Source organism: Deltaproteobacteria bacterium, assembly GCA_011375175.1.
In the GTDB taxonomy this organism is placed as follows: Bacteria; Desulfobacterota; GWC2-55-46; order GWC2-55-46; family DRME01; genus DRME01.
The window spans coordinates 1-18123 of the sequence record DRME01000137.1 but is presented as its reverse complement, the minus strand read 5'-3'; the positions used below and the strand labels follow the sequence as shown (position 1 = coordinate 18123).

At 63.9% G+C, this 18123-nt stretch carries 16 protein-coding genes; 8 read left to right on the top strand and 8 right to left on the bottom strand.

Annotated elements, in window-relative coordinates; genetic code table 11:
- Nucleotides 1–92 precede the first annotated feature (92 nt).
- From ENJ37_10815 to ENJ37_10785, 7 genes are all read right to left on the bottom strand, one after another.
- Nucleotides 93–1382, bottom strand: a complete 1290-nt coding sequence (locus ENJ37_10815) for a hypothetical protein (protein HHL40986.1) — start codon at nucleotides 1380–1382, stop codon at nucleotides 93–95.
- Nucleotides 1383–1390: 8 nt separating this feature from the next.
- Nucleotides 1391–2188: an outer membrane lipoprotein-sorting protein gene (locus ENJ37_10810; GenBank protein HHL40985.1), complete on the bottom strand. Its 798-nt coding sequence runs from the start codon at nucleotides 2186–2188 to the stop codon at nucleotides 1391–1393.
- Between the two features lie 15 nt (nucleotides 2189–2203).
- Nucleotides 2204–4534, bottom strand: coding sequence for an RND transporter (locus ENJ37_10805; GenBank protein HHL40984.1), 2331 nt, complete (start codon nucleotides 4532–4534; stop codon nucleotides 2204–2206).
- 90 nt (nucleotides 4535–4624) lie between these two features.
- Entirely contained in the window at nucleotides 4625–4843 is a 219-nt protein-coding gene (locus ENJ37_10800) for a DUF2892 domain-containing protein (protein HHL40983.1), read from the bottom strand.
- Nucleotides 4844–4877: 34 nt separating this feature from the next.
- The gene (locus tag ENJ37_10795; protein ID HHL40982.1) at nucleotides 4878–5303 is read right to left on the bottom strand and encodes a hypothetical protein; all 426 of its coding nucleotides are present in this window, start codon (nucleotides 5301–5303) and stop codon (nucleotides 4878–4880) included.
- Nucleotides 5304–5573: 270 nt separating this feature from the next.
- The gene (locus ENJ37_10790; GenBank protein ID HHL40981.1) at nucleotides 5574–6746 is read right to left on the bottom strand and encodes an NAD(P)/FAD-dependent oxidoreductase; all 1173 of its coding nucleotides are present in this window, start codon (nucleotides 6744–6746) and stop codon (nucleotides 5574–5576) included.
- Between the two features lie 17 nt (nucleotides 6747–6763).
- Nucleotides 6764–7084, bottom strand: coding sequence for an ArsR family transcriptional regulator (locus ENJ37_10785; protein ID HHL40980.1), 321 nt, complete (start codon nucleotides 7082–7084; stop codon nucleotides 6764–6766).
- Between the two features lie 213 nt (nucleotides 7085–7297).
- Between ENJ37_10785 and ENJ37_10780 the strand changes: the two genes are divergently transcribed.
- The 8 genes from ENJ37_10780 to ENJ37_10745 all read left to right on the top strand — a co-directional run bounded on the left by ENJ37_10780 (nucleotide 7298) and on the right by ENJ37_10745 (nucleotide 15972).
- Complete coding sequence (locus ENJ37_10780; GenBank protein HHL40979.1) at nucleotides 7298–8716, top strand: hypothetical protein; 1419 nt, start codon at nucleotides 7298–7300, stop codon at nucleotides 8714–8716.
- Between the two features lie 190 nt (nucleotides 8717–8906).
- Entirely contained in the window at nucleotides 8907–9572 is a 666-nt protein-coding gene (locus ENJ37_10775) for a Tol-Pal system subunit TolQ (protein ID HHL40978.1), read from the top strand.
- Entirely contained in the window at nucleotides 9562–9981 is a 420-nt protein-coding gene (tolR, locus tag ENJ37_10770; protein ID HHL40977.1) for a protein TolR, read from the top strand. Before ENJ37_10775 ends, tolR begins: the two co-directional genes overlap by 11 nt.
- A gap of 17 nt (nucleotides 9982–9998) precedes the next feature.
- On the top strand, nucleotides 9999–11177 hold the full coding sequence (locus tag ENJ37_10765) for a cell envelope integrity protein TolA (GenBank protein ID HHL40976.1): 1179 nt from the start codon (nucleotides 9999–10001) through the stop codon (nucleotides 11175–11177).
- 46 nt (nucleotides 11178–11223) lie between these two features.
- On the top strand, nucleotides 11224–12540 hold the full coding sequence (gene tolB / locus ENJ37_10760) for a Tol-Pal system beta propeller repeat protein TolB (protein HHL40975.1): 1317 nt from the start codon (nucleotides 11224–11226) through the stop codon (nucleotides 12538–12540).
- Nucleotides 12541–13035: 495 nt separating this feature from the next.
- Nucleotides 13036–13518, top strand: a complete 483-nt coding sequence (gene pal, locus ENJ37_10755; GenBank protein HHL40974.1) for a peptidoglycan-associated lipoprotein Pal — start codon at nucleotides 13036–13038, stop codon at nucleotides 13516–13518.
- A gap of 12 nt (nucleotides 13519–13530) precedes the next feature.
- Nucleotides 13531–14742, top strand: a complete 1212-nt coding sequence (gene ybgF / locus ENJ37_10750; GenBank protein ID HHL40973.1) for a tol-pal system protein YbgF — start codon at nucleotides 13531–13533, stop codon at nucleotides 14740–14742.
- 93 nt (nucleotides 14743–14835) lie between these two features.
- On the top strand, nucleotides 14836–15972 hold the full coding sequence (locus tag ENJ37_10745; protein HHL40972.1) for a DUF362 domain-containing protein: 1137 nt from the start codon (nucleotides 14836–14838) through the stop codon (nucleotides 15970–15972).
- Nucleotides 15973–16369: 397 nt separating this feature from the next.
- Here the strand turns inward: ENJ37_10745 and ENJ37_10740 are convergent, their stop codons facing one another.
- Complete coding sequence (locus ENJ37_10740) at nucleotides 16370–17869, bottom strand: hypothetical protein (protein ID HHL40971.1); 1500 nt, start codon at nucleotides 17867–17869, stop codon at nucleotides 16370–16372.
- Between the last annotated feature and the right edge of the window lie 254 nt (nucleotides 17870–18123).

The window sequence follows — 18123 nt, the reverse complement described above, 5'->3', positions numbered from 1 at the left end:
GCAAAACAGGGGGAAACCAACTCGTATTGAAAGTCTTTGAAGGGGGTCTGGGGGAAACTTTCTACAGAAAGTTTCCCCCAGGGTAATTCCCCTCAGAAGTCCCATCTCATTCGCACGTAGAGGTTATCGTTGCCGTCGGCCTGGCCGAACTCGGTATGGTCTTTCTTTCCCGCGAAGACGTTTGCGCCGGCCGAGATTCCGAAGGTGTCGCTCGCCTTGTACGAGACGGTGGGGCGCAGGTAGGCGTCCTCGTCGCTGGGGCTGTAGAAGACGAAGAGGCCCAAGCGCAGGGTGTCGGCGTACATGAGTTTCGAGAGCCGGAGGGTGAAGAGGTGGCGCAGCTCATCGCGCACGGGCGAGCCCGGGGCAAGCGTGCGGGTGTAGGCGTCGTAATCGAGCATCACGTCGAGCTCGTACTGCACGCCGGCCTTGAGGTCGTTTCCCAGGTCGCGGCTGTAGCCCAAGAGGGTCTTGACGGCGCCGTTCTCCACGAATGGGTTCGCTCCGTCGCGGTCCTCGCGCGAGTCGTAGTAGCCCGCCTCGACGCTGACTATGCCTCCGGCCGCCGGTCCGCGCAGGCTCGCGCCGTAGACGGTGAGCTCCGGGTAGTAGAAGCGCCCGGCCGCCGGGTCCTTCATGCCGAAGGGGTTCTTGTAGAAGCCGTTGAAGAAGTAGAGCGCCGCCTCGTAGCTTGCAAAGGTCCTGAAGGCGCGAAGGGCCGTCTCCATGTTGGCCGCTGTGCGGGCCGGCCTCTCGAAGATGCGCGGCGTGTCGCGGCCGCCTATGGCGCCGCTCACGGCGTCGTAGAAGGAGAGCCGGTCGCCCCGCAGCGTGCGGTTCGGCGCGAAACGCGGTATGACTACGGCGTCGAGCGAGAAAAGGGGCAGGTAGACGAGGGCCCGCAACGCATCACTCGGGAGCTTCAGGTACTCGTCGTCGCGTCCTATGAAAAAAGATACGTAGTCCTTGGGAAAGAGGTCGTTTATGAAGAGATAGTCGCCCGTGCCCCAGGTGAGTATCTGGCGCCCGGCCTTCACGTCCACGAAGTCGGCGGGCGTAAGGAAGATATAGAGCTCGCGGGCCGTGGCCCTCACTTCCCCGTCGTAGCCGTCGGCCATGAGCTCCACCTTGGCGTTCGCCTCGGCCGAGTACTCGGCCAGGCTCTCGGGAAACCAGGCGCTCCTGAACTGGAGGCGAAGCTCCAGCATGTCGTAATCGGGCCTTTCCGTCTTCTCGTCGCCCAGGCGCGCCCCTGCGGCGGCCTCGACGAAGCCGTGGACGGGGAGGACCTCGGCGGCGGCCGGCCCGGCCCAGGAGAGGGCGAAGACCAGCGCCGCGCCCCCCAGCGCCGCCGCAACCTGCCTCGCAGCCATGCCCATCATCCCGGCCCTCACCTTATGTACTTTCTCGGCGGCCTCCGCAGGAACCGCTCGGTGAATATGGAGTCGTCGATACCTATGTTGTACTTCACGTCCTTGAACTCTATGACCGTCTCGCCCTTCTCGAGGTCACGGGCCCTGGCCCGCGTTATGGTCAGGATGCCCTGGATGGTCCTGGTCTCCTCCACGGTCATGACCTTGTAGAGCTTGCCGCCCTTGTCGTAGTACTCGCCCCTGAGGGGGATGAAGTTCTCCTTGTCGATCCAGAGCAGGTAGTAGGAGAACTCGACGGCCGAGTCGTCGCGGGGCGTGTTCTTCACTACGTAGACCGCCCTTGAGTCGAGGGTCTCCTCCCTTACGAGCTCGTGGGTGTCGAGCGAGGGATTGCGTCCCGAGACGTCCTCGTAGGTGAAATTCGATCCGGCGAAGCTCGATCTCTTGTCGCGCGCAGCCACGCGCTTTACGAGGTCTATGGCCGGTATGTAGAGCCAGCGGTCGTCGTCGCGGTCGGGGTGCTTCCAGACCATGAAGACCATGCCCGAGACGTCGAGCGGCTTGTGGAAATAGACGTAGTAGCGCTGCTCGCCGCCATCGCTCATGTCTTTTCGGAGCATGGTGAGCTCGCGGGTCCTCGTCCTGCCCGCGGCGTCCGTTATGGTCATCGTTACCCTGCCCTTGCCGTCGTCGCCGGCGTAGTAGTAGGCGAGGTTGGCGCGGTCCATTATCTCGTCGGCAGTGAGGGCGGCGGCCGGCGAAGCCATGAGCGCCGACGCCGTCAGGACGGCCGCAAGTGATACCAAGTTTTTCATCTTTGCCTCCTTATATTACCGCCGGGCCGCACCGAGCCCGAGCGGTCTTGTCAGCACGCTCATGAGCGCGGGCAGCACGAGCAGGGTGGCCACGCCGCTCACGGCCATTATGGCGGCGAAGAAGAAGCCCACCGTCTGGTACGGCACGAGCGGCGAGACGAGCAGCGGCAGAAAGCCCACGGCTATGACGATCATGTTCCTTATGATGGCGCGCACCGGCTCGCCGAAGACCCGCTCGACGGTGGCCGACCACTCGCCGCTCACCGCGCTTATCTGCCTGGTGCGCTGGCACATGTGTATGGCGAAGTCGACCGATATGCCCAGTGTGAGCGACGAGAGCACGGCTATGGGCATGTCGTAGTCCTTGCCCGCGAAGCCGATGAGTCCGTAGATGAGGGCTATGGTAAGGGTGAGCGGTATCATGGAGACGAGCCCCCAGAGTACGGAGCGGAAGAGGACCATCATTATGACGAGCACCGTTACGCCGCCGCCCGCCAGGGCCTTGAGCATGCCGCCCACCATCTTCTCCTGCCAGACCACGTTCAGGTAGGCCAGTCCCGCCCACCGGGCGTCGATGCCCGGCGGCGGAGGCTCCCTTTCCATGAACTCCGCCACGCGGCGCTCCACGTCGAGCATGTGGCGGTTGTCGCCGCTTCGCAGCTGCACCCATATGTTGGCCTTTGCGAACGCCGGGTCCACGAGGTGGTAGAGGTCCTCGGGGTCGCCCGACATCTCGTAGAGGAAGAATAGCTGGGCCGCCTGTCTCGCCGTCGAGGGAAGGACGTCGGCGCCGGGCTCCTCGTCGCGGAGCTCGAAGTTCATCTTCTTGAGCACGTCGGCGACGGAGGTGGTCTTGCCGACCACCTCGACCTCTTCGAGGGCCTTCTGCAGCCTTTCGATGTAGCGCAGCGCCTCCGGGTCCTTGAAGACGCCGTCCCCGCCGCCGTCGAGCACGAGGTAGGCCATGTAGGTGCCGCCGAAGTGGCTGTTGAGCAGCCTGTCGGCGACCCTTATGGGATGGCCCTCGTGGAACCACTTGACGGGGTTGTCGTTGACCACCGTCTTCGATATGCCGTAGAGGGATACGGCGAAGAGGACGGCGCAGGCGGCGAGCACCGTCTTTGCGCGCCGCGTTGCGAAGCGCCCCATGGCCTCCTGCACCCTCATCATGAGCGTGCCCGCGCCCTTGCCCCCGCCGGCGCCCTCGCCGAAGCCCCTGAGGAAGCGCTCGGGGAGCACCATCACGAACGCCGGTATGAATGTTATGGTCAGAAACCAGGCGATGACGATCCCCAGGGCCACGAAGACGCCGAAGACCCGAACCGGCGGGATGGGCGTGAACAGAAGCGACGCAAAGCCCACGGACGATGTGAGCGAGGTGAAGAGCATGGGCGTGAAGAGCTCTTCCATCACCTCTTCGAAGGCCGCCCTCCGCTGCCCGACGGCCGGAAACCTGCCGTGGAACTCGCTCAGTATGTGGATCGAGTCGAGCACGGCTATGGGCATGAGGAATATGGGGATCATGGAGCTCATGATGTGGACCGTGTAGCCCGCGCCTATGAGGAGGCCCATGGTCCATATGACGGTCATCATGGCCACGATCATGGCCGACGAGACGAGCACGCCGCGCCTGAAGAAGGCGAGCATGAGGATGAATATGAGAAGCCCCGCCAGGGGAGCGGAGACGCCCATCTGCCGGAACATCTCCACTCCGAAGGTGTCTTCGGCCACGGGCAGGCCCGTTATGTGGTAGCTCTCGCCGCCGCCGAGTTTCGCGGTGACGGCCTCTATCTCCCTGGAGATTCGGTAGCTCTCGCTCTTGTGCTTTATGGGCACGAATATGGTGACGGCCCGGCCGTCGCCGGAGACGAGCAGGTCCTTCAGTATGGGGTTCTTGAGCGCCGCGTCGCGTACGGCCAGCGCCGCCTCCCCGCTCTCCACGGTCCGGCCCATGAGCGGCTCGATGCGCAGCGAGCCCGCCTCGGCCTCGATGTCGTCGGTCGTGATGAGGCTCATCACGTCGCGGGCCATGACCCCGTCGATCTTCATCACGGCGTCCGTGACGGCGGCTATGCGCTCGAGCGTGTCGGGCCTGAAGACGCCGACGGGCGAATCCTCGTCGAAGACGCCGATCACGATAGCGTCGTGGAGGGCGAACTCCTTTTTCACCCTGTCGTGCGTCACCCTGACCGGCTCGTCGTGGGCGAGCATGTTCTCGGGGTCCGTGTCGACGACGATGCGCGGAAACTGGGCGAGCAGCACTATGGTCACTGCAAGGCTCAGCCACAGGACGGTGCGGGGGTGATCGAGCGAAAAGCGCACCGGTTTGAGCAGAAGTCTCTTCATCTGACAGACTCGTCCTTTCTGCAGGGATTCCCCTTGTCGCGGGTGACGAAGGGTTCCGTCTGGCGGAGAGGCCGCCTTATGAGCGCGGCGTCAGCTCCCCTGCCGGGCCGGCGCTTCGTTGCAGCGTTTGAAGCCGAACCAGCCCAGAAAGGTCATCATGGGACACCAGTCGGTGAAGGCCGACTGGAAGAGATTGAGCCCCACGAAGGCCGTGAATAGCAGCCAGTAAGGCGAGTGAAGCTGCGCGAGCAGCAGGCTCAAAAGGACGAACGTCCCGGCTATGAGTCTGAGAAGTCTTTCGATATGCATGAGATGCCTCCTTGTGTCATCCTCTGGTCGGCGCTCAGAAGACGAGCACCTTGCCGTCTTCGACGACCCACCTTGCAAGGTCCATGGTCTTGCCGACGACGGCCCCGTCTATGAAGTCCTCCTGCGCAAGGCCCCTTGCCCTGGTGCAGGTGAGACAGGTCCTTACCTCAACGCCCTTTCCGATGAGTTTTGCGAGCATCTCGGCCGTGTTGTAGAAACCCCTGGGCGGCGCGTGCCCCTTCTTCGCCGCCACCACGCTGTCGGCGTAGAGGAATATCCTCACAGCGGCCCCGGCAGAAACGAGGGCCTCGGCGAGCCTGAGGGCGTTGAAGACGCGCTCCGTGCCGTAAGGCGGGTCATGCAGGACTATGGTCACTTTCTCCATGGCGTCGGCCTCCCTTCCGTCAGTCCGTGTTTTTCGGGAGGCCCGCCGGGGAGGTCGGGTCGCGCCAGGCGGCATCCTTTTACGCCTTTGCGACCCGACCTCCCCGGCGGGCCTCCCAAAACGATCTCCCTGGGGAAACTCTGATTTATTGCACTGGGGGAAACTTTCTGAAGAAAGTTTCCCCCAGGCCCCCTTCAAAGACTTTCGATACGAGTTGGTTTCCCCTGTTTTGCTTCGCAAAACAGGGGAAACCAACTCGCATCAAAAGTTTTTGGAGGGAGTCTGAGGGAACCTTTTTTCAAAAAGGTTCCCTCAGGTTCAACAGGTCATCGGTTTTTTCTTTGCTTACTTTCTTTTTTTTTCAGAAAAGAAAGTAAGGAGCCACCACTTTTCGAAGAGGAGCTTTCCGAGGTGCCAGACGATGGAGGGTCTGTAGAGCCGCACCTGGGGGTCCGGTTCGGCGTAGAAGTCGCCTTTTGCAAAGGCCGCTCTTGATCCGCCCGCTTCGAGGAAGCAGTAACCCGTGCCTGTGAAGCGGCTGTCTGGGGGGACGCCCTTTACGGCCTTTATGATGTTCCATGCCACGACTTTGGCCTGGGCGTGTGCGAAGACGCCGGCCTTTGGGAGCATCATGCCGTTTTTGAGCCTTACGGCCGCCGCGTCGCCGATGACGAAGACGTCCGCGCTCTCCGATGCGAGGGTGGCTGCGTCGACGGGCGCCCAGCCGTCCGGACCGGCGAGCGCCGAATTCGACAGGGCGCGAGGGGCGGCATGAGGCGGCACCGCGGCGAGCAGGTCGTAGGGCACCTCTTCACCGCCGCCGAGTCGGATCCTCGCCGCCCCGGCATCGACGGCCTCGGCGGCCGCCTCGTTGGTGAATCTTATGTCGCGCTCCCGGAGCAGGCGCACGACCTCGGCGCCGAGGGCGGGGCCGGCCACGGCCATGGGCAGTTTCTCGGGAGTAACGATCTCGAGCTCGATCCGGGGGCGCACGCCGCGTTTTCTGAGGTAGTCGTCGATGAGCAGGGCGTACTCGTAAGGCGCGGCCGGACACTTGAAGGGCAGGGATGAGACGAGGACGACGACCCTCCCCGAGTCGATCTCCCTGAGCTCTGCGCCCATCGCCGCGGCGCCGTCCATCTCGTATACGTTGAAGGCCCCTTCTGAAAGGCCCGGCAGCTTTTCGGGCGCGAGCTCCACGCCCAGTGCGACGACGAGGTAGTCGTAGTCCAGGGTCCCGGTCGAGGTGACGACCTTGCGGCGCTCCGTGTCTACGGCCTCAACGCAGGCCCTGACGAACTCTATGGCCGGCTCCTTGAGGTCTTCGAGGCTGCGCACCATGTGGGCGGGCCTTCGGAGGCCGAGCATGAGCCACGGCATGGCCGGCGCGAATATGTGGGCGTCGCTTCGGTCCACGAGCGTCACCCTGTGTTCCGGCGCAAGCCCCTGGCGCAGAAGTGTAGCGCAGGCCACGCCCCCGATTCCTCCGCCCAGCACGAGAATCCTTTTGCCCGACATGGAACCCCCTTTCCCCTCTACGAGCCGAGTTTCCCGAGGATGCGGCTGTCTTCCTCGAGCCTTTCTATGAGGACCTCGCGCATGAGGGCGCAGGCCTCGATTATCTTTCTGTTGGCTATGGTGTAGAAGATGCTCTGTCCTTCGCGCCTGCACTTCACGACACCGCAGCCGCGGAGCACGCTCAGGTGCTGGGAGACGTTGGCCTTTGGCAGCCCCAGCTCGGCGACGAGCTCGCCCACCGACTTCTCGCCGTCCTTGAGGGCGTAGATTATCTCCAGGCGTTTGGGGTTGGCCAGCGTCTTGCAGACCTCGGCGTGGTAGCGGAAGATATCTTTCATGATTTAATTGTTGCGAATATTCGAAACCATGTCAAGTCTTTTTTTTCCGGCGCCGGAAAAAGAGGCGCAGCGGGAAGGAAAGGCCCCGCCGGCCCGACGCCGCAACGAAGGGCGTAATTTCGAGCCTATCTTGACTCCGACGAGAAATTCATGTAATATAAATTAAAAAGCCATTAAAAAATCTACATAATGCTCTGAGCGGCTATCTTCTCCATGGAAAAGCATATCGCCACCCCATCGACAGCCACCGGTAAAGCCACGACAAGCCTCCCTGCCCCAGCGACCCTTACTATGTCCCTGAAGATCGCCGCCTTACTAACGGCCACAATCTTTATTACGACGCTTTTTCCACAGACGCTACTTGCGGTACACAAAGGGGCCGGTCCCCTCACCTGCGGTCAGTGTCACACGATGCACAACAGCCAAGGCAACGTCTCCCTTGAAGGCGACACTCAAGGTTCCCTGCTCCTGTTGCGCGGCCCCGTCTCTTCCAGAGCCGCGATTCACAAGCTGTGCCTCCAGTGCCATGCGAGCAACGGCGCCCAGGCAGACGTTTCACACGCCCCCCAGAGCGTGGTGGCCCCTAAAGTCTATTCTCCGGCAACGTGGACCGACGCCTTGCCCTTCAACCTCATTGGCGCAGGCGGCAACTTCTCTACCGAAATTAACACCTCGTGGGACGTGACGACCACGCCGGCGCTCGGTTACGGCCATTCGCTGGGGGCCACCAACGTCATCCCTCCCGGCGGCGACCAGCCCCTTTCATACCTCACCTGCACGAGCTGCCACGACCCCCACGGCGCCTCGGCGTCCAACACCTCGACTGTAAATCTCTTCCGCAACCTTCGGCGCGTGCCCCTTGACAGCGGCGCCACGGGTTGCACCATCGAAATGGGACTGCCTGGCGTGAATAAGCGGTACTTCAAGTATCAGTGGACGAGAAGCTACGTGGGCAGCACGAGCACCGTGCTTGGCGGCCCTTCCTACTTCGGGGGGAACGAGCTGGACAGCGCCGGAGAGGTGATCTGGCCTGTTTACAGGGGAGTCCTCACCGGCGATCCAAACAGCGACTCGGCCAACAGCAACTCCTACGAGACGGGGCCGTGCCAGACCAGTGCCAGAGCCCAGAGGCCCGGCATGACCATAAGCCAGTGGTGCGCCCAGTGCCACGACAACTGGCACGAGTTCAGGACGACGTCCAACAAGGTCCAGTGGAGCGGCTTCGCCGAAAACGGCTACCGCGACTGGAGGAGACATCCCGTCCAGACGACCATGCCGAGAGGGGCCTTCCCAGGTTGCCAGACCGGCTGCCACGATGGAAAACCGGTGCCCATCGACAGGACGAACTACACCACAAGCCTCATAACCAGCGGCAAGGGCCTACCCGTCACTGCGGGCGGTTCCTGGGGCGGCGACAGCTACGACCCCGTATACTACCTGCCCAACAACGGCTCCGGTATGGACGACTTCACCACCGGACACAAGGTCTTCTGCCTCACCTGCCACTTCGCCCACGCAGGCCCTTACTACGACGCCCTGCGCTGGGACTACCACACGGATATAGCCCAAGGCCAGCAGACAGGGCTCGGCCTCCCCTCTACCAAGGGGTGCCAGCTCTGCCACAACCGCTGAACCAAGTCCGCAGCACCTCCCGCCACCTCCTACCCACCAGCCTCTTTCTCCACAAGACTACTTCGCGCCGGCCCGACGCCGCAACGACCCGCCCGCTATTGACTTTTCCAGGCCGAAGAGGTATCCTTGAACGCTGATAAGGAGGGGGGCATTGGACACGACAACGGCAAGCGAACTCGGGCTGTGGACGATGGTGTGGAACGCGGGGCCCATGGTGAAGTTCGTCATGGCGCTTCTGGTGGGCTTCTCCGTCGTCTCCTGGGCCATCATCGTCTACAAGATCAAACTGCTGCGCAGGGTCGAGGGCGAGACGGCCGTCTTCTACGACCTCTTCTGGCGCAACATGGACAAAAAGGAGTTCCACAAGGTCCTCGAGGCGGCCAGGGAGCATCCCGACACACCCCTTTCCGGCCTCTTCACGGCCGTATCCAACGAGGGGCGCATCGGCCGCGACGACCTCGACAGGATAAAACGCATCCTCTCGAAAAAGATCGCCGAGGAGTCGATGAGGCTCGAGGCATACACGCCGTTTCTCGCCACCACGGGCAACACGGCGCCCTTCATCGGACTCTTCGGCACGGTCTGGGGAATCATGAACTCCTTCCGCGGCATAAGCGTAAAGGGCGCGGCCAGTCTCGCCGTCGTCGCCCCGGGCATCTCGGAGGCGCTGGTGGCCACGGCCCTGGGACTCATGGCGGCCATCCCGGCCGTGGTGGGCTACAACCACATCCTCTCGCGCATAGACCGCGCGCGCGCCGACATGCAGGGCTTCGCCTCGGACCTGCTCAACGCCATAGAAAAGGAGCTCTCGCGGCCCGCCCCCAGGGAGCCCAAGGTTGAGCGCCATGGAGTTTAACGAACCATCGAGACGCCGCCTGCTCTCGACCATCAACGTAACACCGCTGGTGGACGTCATGCTCGTGCTCCTCATCATCTTCATGGTCACCGCCCCCATGCTCCAGGAGGGGATCGAGGTGAACCTTCCGGAGGTCGAGGCGGCGGCCGTGAAGACGCCCGACGAGCCGCTCATCGTCACCATCGACAGGAAGGGGGCCCTCTTCCTGAACGACAAACCCCTCTCGCCCGAGGCCCTCGGCCGAAAGCTCGCCGCCATCGCCAAGCGCAGACCCGGTGAGCTCGTGCTGCTGCGGGCCGACAGGGAGGTGCCCTACGGCGAGGTGGCCGCCGCCATGGCCAGGATACGAAGGGCGGGGATCGTCAAGATAGGCATGGTTACCGAGCACGCCCCGCAGCCGCGGCCGTGACCGGCTCGCTCCACCAGATGCAGCCCGGGTTCACAAGGGTCCTCGGCTGGTCACTGGCCGCCCACGTCACGATCATCGCCCTCGCCCTCTTCGCCGTCGGGGGCGAGCCCCGAAGGATATTCTACGCGCCCGTCTACACCGTCGACATCGTGGACATCAGGGAGCTTCGGCCCGAGCCGAGACGGGTCGAGCCCAAAAAGGCAGCAAAGAAGAAAAAGACCGTCAAGAAGGCCGTCAAGAAGAAGGCGGCGCCGAAGAAGGCCGGGGCGAGGAAGAAGGCGAAAAAGAAGGCGGTGGTGAAGAAGAGGGCGAGGGCGGAAAAGAAGGTCAAGACCGCCGCCAAGCCCGCCGCCAAGGCGCCCGTCAGGGCGAAGGAGGCGAAACCGGAGAAGGCGCCGAAGGCGGAACCGCCGAAGCCGAAACCGCCGAAGGCGGAGCCCCGGAAGGCGGAACCCAGAAAGGCGGAGCCCCGGAAACCGGAGACCGGGAAGGCGGAGCCCCGGAAGGAGACCGCGGAAGCGGTGAAGGAGCGGCCCGCCGGCGAGGTCTCCATCGAGCAGACCCTCGCCATGATAGAGCGGCGTGTGAGAGAAAAGGAGGCCCGGGAGCTCGTGGCCGCGCGGGTGGCCGAGATAGAGAAGAAGTACAGGGCCGACGAGGAGGCGAGGAAGAAGGAACTCGGCGCCATACGAAGCGAGATAGAGGAGCTCGGCCGCAGAAAGGCGCGGCAGGAGGAGCAGGCCGACGCAGCCCGGATGAGGGCCGAGATAGAGGCCCTGAGAAAGAGCCTCGCCGCCAGGGCCGAGGCGGCCGCCCGGCAGGAACGGACCGTGGAGATAGAGACGCGCACGGAACCCGCCCCGGCCCGCAGAGCGGCGGGCAGGCTCTCGCGCGAGCTCCTGGAGCTCAGGTTCAAGGCCTACTACAACGACGTGCGCGAAAAGATTAAAGAGAACTGGATATACCCCGGCACCGAAGACTCGGGCCTGGAGACATGGGTCTCCATCAGGATAGACCGTGACGGCAGGGTCACGAAGTCGTGGATAGAGAAGGGATCGGGCTCACAGCTCTTCGATGACTCCACACTCAAGGCCGTAACGAAGGCGGCCCCCTTCGAGCCGCTCCCCGAGGGCATGGACTCGGACTTCCTCGAAATAGGCATAAGGTTCTGCCCCGGCGGCTGCGCGGGAGGATAATACCGGAAGCGGCCGCTTTTGCTCGAAACCCGGAGACTCGTTCAATATGCGCCTGTTTTTCAGAACGACGCTCTTTGTGCTGCTCCTGCTCTTCAGCGGCGGAGCGGCGGCCAAGGTCTACATAGACATAGAGGCCCCCGCGGGCAGACGGCTTCCCATAGCCGTCCAGACCTTCAAGAACATGAGCGCGGCCGAAGAGGGCCCGGAGACGGCCGTACTCGCCGAAGAGCTCTACGACACCATCGTCTCGGACCTGTCCTTCACCGATCTCTTCGACGTCATAGAGCGCGAGGCCTACCTCGAGGACCCGGCCGCGGCCGGCATAACAAGGAAAGAGACCGACTTCAGCGACTGGCGGGCCATAAGGGCCGAGGCGCTCGTCAAGGGAGGCGTCAAGAAGGAGGGCGGGCGCCTCGTCTTCGAGGTGCGCATCTTCGACACCGTGACCGAAGAGCAGATCTTCGGCAAACGCTACCTCGGCAGGGTCAAGAGCCTTCGCAGCATCGCCCACCGCTTCACCGACGACCTCATGGAGAGGCTCACCGGCAAGCCCGGCGTCTTCTCCACGCGGCTTCTCTTCGTCTCCGACCGCACGGGCAACAAGGAGATCTACATCTGCGACTACGACGGCGGCAACACGCGGCGCATAACGCGCAACGGCTCCATAAACCTCTCCCCCCAGTGGTCGCCCGACGGAAAGCGCATCATCTACAGCTCCTACAAGAACGGCCGCCCCAGCCTCTACATGCTCGACCTCCTGACGGGCCGCGAGCACGTCATCTCGGACCGCGAGGGCATCAACATCGGCGGGCGCTGGTCGCCCGACGGAAAACGCATCATACTGACGCTGAGCGTGGACGAATCCCCAGAGCTCTACACCATAGACCTCGACACCATGGCCGCAAAGCGGCTCACCAGCAACTGGGGCATAGACGTCTCGCCCACCTGGTCGCCCGACGGCCGCTCGGTGGCCTACGTCTCCGATACGGCTGGAAATCCCCACATCTATATGTTAGACTTGCAGACCGGGAAGAAAAGGCGTCTCACCTTCGAGGGCAAATACAACACCAGTCCCGCCTGGTCGCCCGACGGAAAGTGGATAGCCTGGTCGAGCCTCGGCGACGACGGCCGCTTCGACATATGGATAATGACGGCGGACGGGGGCGAGCGCAGGAGGCTCACCTCAAGGGGCAACAACAAGACGCCGTCGTGGTCGCCCGACTCGCGCTACATCGTCTTCAGCTCCACGCGCGAAGGCGCCACGTCGCTCTATATCATGGGGCTGGACGGCTCGGGCCTGAGAAAGATCGACACCGGAGAGGGCAGCGCCTTCTCGCCGGCGTGGTCTCCCTACCTCAGGTAGTCGGACGGCAGTCCGCAGGGGGGGCTCTTCACGGCGTGAACGCCGGATCACAGAAAGAGAGCGCGAAGGGGTAGTCGGACGGCAGTCCGAAAGGGACCTCTTCACGGGGACATCCCCCGAAAGGAGCATGACACCATGAACAAGACACCCGTCATAGGGCCGGGCCTGCTGGCCGCCGTCCTTTCGGCGCTCGTTGGCTGCGCCGGCGTAACAGTGCAGAAGGAGACGAAGGAAGAGGCCGCCGCGCCGCCCCCGGTCGAGGCCGTGGCCGGGGTGGAGGCCCCGCCGGTCGAGACCGCGCCGGTCGAGGCCGCGGAGGGAGAAGAGGCGCAGGCCGCTGCGGCGCGGCCGGCCGTCATCGAGGAGGTCGAGCCGGGCACGCTGGCCGACATCATAGGTGAAAGACCGCTGGGCGAGGAGCTCGTCTCCGAGGAGGAGATAACGGAGCCGGAGCCCGCGGTCGAAGCCGCGCCCGGACCACCGCCCGCCGAGGAGATGCTCGCCGAGGAGTCGGTGGAGGAGGCCTACGGCGAAAAACTCGGCATGGCCGAACCGGCGGCGCCGGCAGAGCCCGAAGAGAAGGCGCCGCGCCGCTACGCCGCCATAACGCCCGGCGGCGAGCTCACCGAGCAGGTCGAGGAGATGGGCAGGCTCTACACCATCTACTTCGACTTCGACAGGTACACCATCAAGGAGGAATACGCCGACGACCTGGCCAAGAACGCCGCATGGCTCATAAAGAACCGCGACGTCAGGGTCCGCCTCGAGGGCCACGCCGACGAACGGGGTGACGTGGAGTACAACCTCGCCCTCGGCCAGAAACGCGCCGAGAGCGTGAAGCGCTACCTCGTGAGGCTCGGCGTCGACCCGTCCAGACTCTCTACGCTGAGCTACGGCGAGGAGAAACCGGCCGTGCCGGGCCACAACGAGGAGGCCTGGGCCAGGAACCGCCGCGTCGAATTCCACGTGCTCGATTAGGGGGGTGGAGAGTTGAAGGAGCTGACAGCATCGCTCGCCTGCGCCATGGCCCTCGCCGTCCTTCTCACAGGGTGCGGCCCCGGGGGGGTGGTCGTCACCAGGGAGCAGGCGCAGATGTCCGAGAACGTGAACCGTCTCCTCAAGGACTCGGAGGCGATGAAGAAGAGGGCCGCCGCCATCGAGGCGGCCATCCGACGGCTCGACAAGAAGGCCGTCGAGGGCATGAGCAGCAACAGGGGCAACATCGAAAAGCTCAAGCTCGACCTCGACAGGCTCTCAAGGTCGCTCGGAGAGCTCGACTACGCCCGGAGCTCGGATGTCGAGGCCCTCGGCGGGCGGCTCGAAGAGTTGCAGGGCGCGCTCGCCCGCGCCGACGCCCGCTTCGACGAGCTCGACCTTGCCGTCAAGACCGTAAGGGCCGAGACGGCGGCCGACGTGGACAAGGTGCGCGAGGAGTTCGCCTTCGTGCGCGGCGGGCTCGAAGAGAACATCCACGAAATAGAGAACCTCGGCGAGAGGCTCGAGGCGCTGGCGCAGTCGCTCGACGAGGTGGGGGAGAGGATCGCCCGGGTCGAGGACTCGGTCATGGAGCAGAGCAGGGCCATCGAGCAGGCCAAAGAGAAGGCCGGGGAGTACAGGGCCCCGCTCGAGGTGCTGGACAAACGCCTCGACACCATTACGGCGGAGCTTGCGCTCCTCAAGGACCGGATATCCCGGCTCGACGCGCCGCTTGAGGAGGTGGACCGCCGGCTGACGGATATGGAGGCGCGCATCGCCCGCCTCGAGTCGAGGCCCGCTGCCGCCGCCAAGCCGCCGGCAGCGGCCAGGAAGGAGGCCGCCCCGGACCCGGCCGAGCTCTACACCGCCGGCTACCGCCAGACCATGGAGCGGGACTACGAAAACGCGCTCGAAACCTTCAGGCGCTTCCTCTCCCTCTACCCCGACCAGGAGCTCTCGGACAACGCCCAGTACTGGATAGCGGAGATATACTACGCCAAGGGCGACTGGGAGAGGGCGGTTCTCGAATTCAACAAGGTCATAAAGCAGTACCCCGAGGGCGACAAGGTGGCGGCCGCGCTGCTCAAGCAGGGCTACGCCTTCGAGAAACTCGGCGCCGTGAAGGAGGCGCGCGTGCTGCTCGAAGAGGTGGTGAAGCGCCACCCCAACAGCCCCGAGGCCGACAAGGCGCGAAGAAAGCTCAAGACGCTGAAGGCCGCCCCTTGATTCCTCTGCCCACCCCTCCAGCTCCCCCGTCGCGGCGCTGCGGCGCTGCGGCAAGCGCCGGGCCGCGCACCGGCGCCTCTTAGGACAGGCGCAATGTCGGCCCGTGTCGCCATACGCAAGTGTCCCTCCTACGACGAGGCCCTCGTGGCAGAGCGTGTCTCCGAGGCCGTGGAGCTTCTCGGCGGCATGGAGCGCTTCGTCTCGCCCGGCGAACGCATCCTCATAAAGCCCAACCTCCTCTCGGCAAAGCCCCCGGAGGCGGCCGTAACGACCCACCCGGCCGTCGTGAAGGCCGTCATAGAGCTTGTCCGCCGGGCCGGGGCCGAGCCGCTCGTGGGAGACAGCCCCGGCATAGGCAGCGCCCGCAAGATAGCGCAGCGCTGCGGCGTCATGGACGCCTGCCTCGAGACGGGGACGGAGTTCGTCGAGTTCAAGAACCTTGTGCGGGTCGACAACCCCGACGGCGCCGTCTTCAAGCGCCTCGAGATCGCCGGCGAGGTCCTCGACGCCGACGGCGTCATAAACCTCCCCAAGCTCAAGACCCACGCCCAGATGCTGCTGACCATGGCGGTAAAGAACGTCTTCGGCTGCGTGCCGGGCGCGAGAAAGCCCCAGTGGCACCTGACGGCGGGCATAGACACGGGCCGCTTCGCCGACATGCTCGTGGACCTCTACCGTTTCGTGGCGCCGAGACTGAACATCCTCGACGCCGTCGTCTCCATGGAGGGCAACGGCCCGGCGAGCGGAGAGCCGAGGCACACGGGGCTTGTCATGGCCTCGGACGACGCCCCGGCGCTCGACGCGGTGGCCGCCTCGCTCCTCGGCGTCGCCCCCCGGCGGCTCGCGCTCCTGGAGGCGGCAAGGCGCCGGCGCGCCGGAGAGACGGACCTTGCAAGGATAGAGGTCGCCGGCGAAGACCCGGAGACTTGCAGGATCGGGGGCTTCGAGCTGCCGCCCCTTGTGGGGCTCAACTTCGCCGAGAGACTCCCGCCCTTCCTCGAAAAGAGGCTGCGCAAGGCCCTCACCTCGCGCCCCCACATAGACGAGGGCGCCTGCACGCTCTGCGGCGTATGCGTGAGCGTCTGCCCCGCTGGTGTCATGGAAAAGCGCGACGCCATAGTCATCGACTACGACGGCTGCATACGCTGCTACTGCTGCCAGGAGGCGTGCCCGTCGCGGGCCATAGACACGAGGGAGGGGTGGCTGAAGAGACTCATACCGGGGATGTAAGGCCCCTCAAAGGCTCTCGAAATCCCCCGGGGATTGTGAAAGGGAAGCTCTGATTAATGGTTCTGGGGGAAACTTTCTGTAGAAGGGCCATAGGCCCACGTTTCCCCCAGGCCCCATCGTATATTCGGTTCTTCGGCTGCACCGGGGGTTCGGTCCGCGCCAGGCGGCATTTTTTTACGCCTTTGCGGCCCGAACCCCCGGTACAGCCCCCAGAGGCAGCCGGCGCGGCCAGCAGGCCCCCTTCAAAGACTGCTGATGCCTTTCGGACTTCCCTGATTTTGCAAGCAAAATCAGGGAAGTCCGAAAGCATTGAAATTTTTGGGGGGAGTCTGAGGGAACCGTGGGTCTGTGACTCTTTTACAAAAAGGTTCCCTCAGTGAAATAGACCAGAGCTTCCTTAAAAGACCGCCGAGAGGGCCGCTTCGAGGCGGGCCTCCTTGGGGATGTCGTTGCCGTCGATGGTGCTCGACTTGGAGGCCATGGCCCCTCCCACGTCGAGCCTGAACTTCCATATCTGTATGCCCAGGCCGGCGGTGTAGACCAGGCCGATGTCGCTCTCCGCGAGGTTCTTGTAGAGGCCGCCCCGCAGCTTCAGGAAGTCCCAGATGTTTATCTCGGCGCCGCCGCCGAGGTTGCGGCTCTTGTAAACGCTCGAGACGGTCGTCTCGTTCTCGGTGAGGTCGATGTCCACGGCGAGCACCAGGAAGTCCCAGGGCTGGTAGGCGAGACCGGCCCGCGCCTGGGCCTTCTCCTTTATGTAGTCGTCGTCGCCGGGCAGGAGTCTTTTCATGTCGAACTTGGGGGAGTTGATGTTGCGTCCCACGAGTCCTATCCTGAAGGTGTCGCCGCTTACGCGGTAGAGCGCGCCCACGTCGATGCCGAAATTGGTGCTGTCGGTGTAGTCGTCCCTGGCCTTGTCCACGGCGTCGCCGAAGTCGGTGTTGAAGACCTTGACGGCCGTGTTGTAGGTCCTGCCCTTCATGTACTTGACGTTGCCGCCGATGGCGAAGTTATCGTTGAGCGCGTAGCCGTATGTGAGCGGCACCTCGATAACGCCTATGCCCTTGAAGAGCAGTCTCGACGTGTTGTCGGCGAAGGAGCCGCCCGAGTTGGCGGCGCTGGTGGCCAGGGAGGCGACGGTCTCGACCTGGGTCACTATGTCGGCCGGGATGGTGAAGCCCGCGGCGTCGGCCTGGGTCAGACCGTAGTCCACGGCATTGATGAAGTTGTCGATCTGCGTCTGGGTCCACCCCAGGCCGGCGAGGCTCGTGCTGAGATCGCTCTTCTGCTGGGCCGTCAGGTAGGTGCCGCCCGTGCAGGCGGTGCAGCCGTAGTTGGCCGGGTTGGTGAAGTCGTCGACCGTGAAGGTCACGCCTGGGTCGACGGGCGCGATGTTGACCAGGTCGAGCTGGCCCTTGCCCGATATCTCGGTGAAGCCGTATCCGCCCAGCCCCCAGTGACCGGCCTGCACGGCGAGACGGGCGTTGGCCATGACCGTGGCGGCCCGGTTGGGGTTGTCGTTGAAGGTCTTGAGCTCGTTTACGAGCTGGAGGAAGTCGGAGACGTTGGCCGCCGGTATGGAGCCGTCGTTGAGGTTCTCGTAGTCAATCTGCACTATCCTGTCGATGATCTCGCCCAGGTCCTCGTGGATCTGCCAGACGGCGCCGCCTCCGAGGTCGGTGGACCAGCTGCGCGGGTCGTAGTCGCCCTCGCCCTCGCCCTTGAAGAAACCATAGGCCGCGGGGTTCCAGTAGCTCGCCGTGGCGTCGTTGGCCACCGCCACGTGGGCGCCGCCCATGCCGAGCGCCCTGGGCCCCACGATCATCCACTCGCGGGCCTGGACGGGCACGCTCAAAAGCACCACCGCAAGCGCCGCAATCGAAATCTTGGTCTTCATAATGGCCTCCCTTTTTCAGACATGACCGTGCCGCAAGGCGACAGGCATCCACCTCCGAAGAGACTCCGTTGATTACTCTTCGGCAAGGCGACCTTATACTTTAGGGAAACTCTGATTAATTACCCTGGGGGAAACTTTCTGTAGAAAGTTTCCCCCAGACCCCCTTCAAAGACTTTTAATTCCCTGCGGATCATCCCGATTTTGCTTGCAAAATCGGGATGATCCGCAGGGCGTTAAAAGTTTTTGGAGGGAGT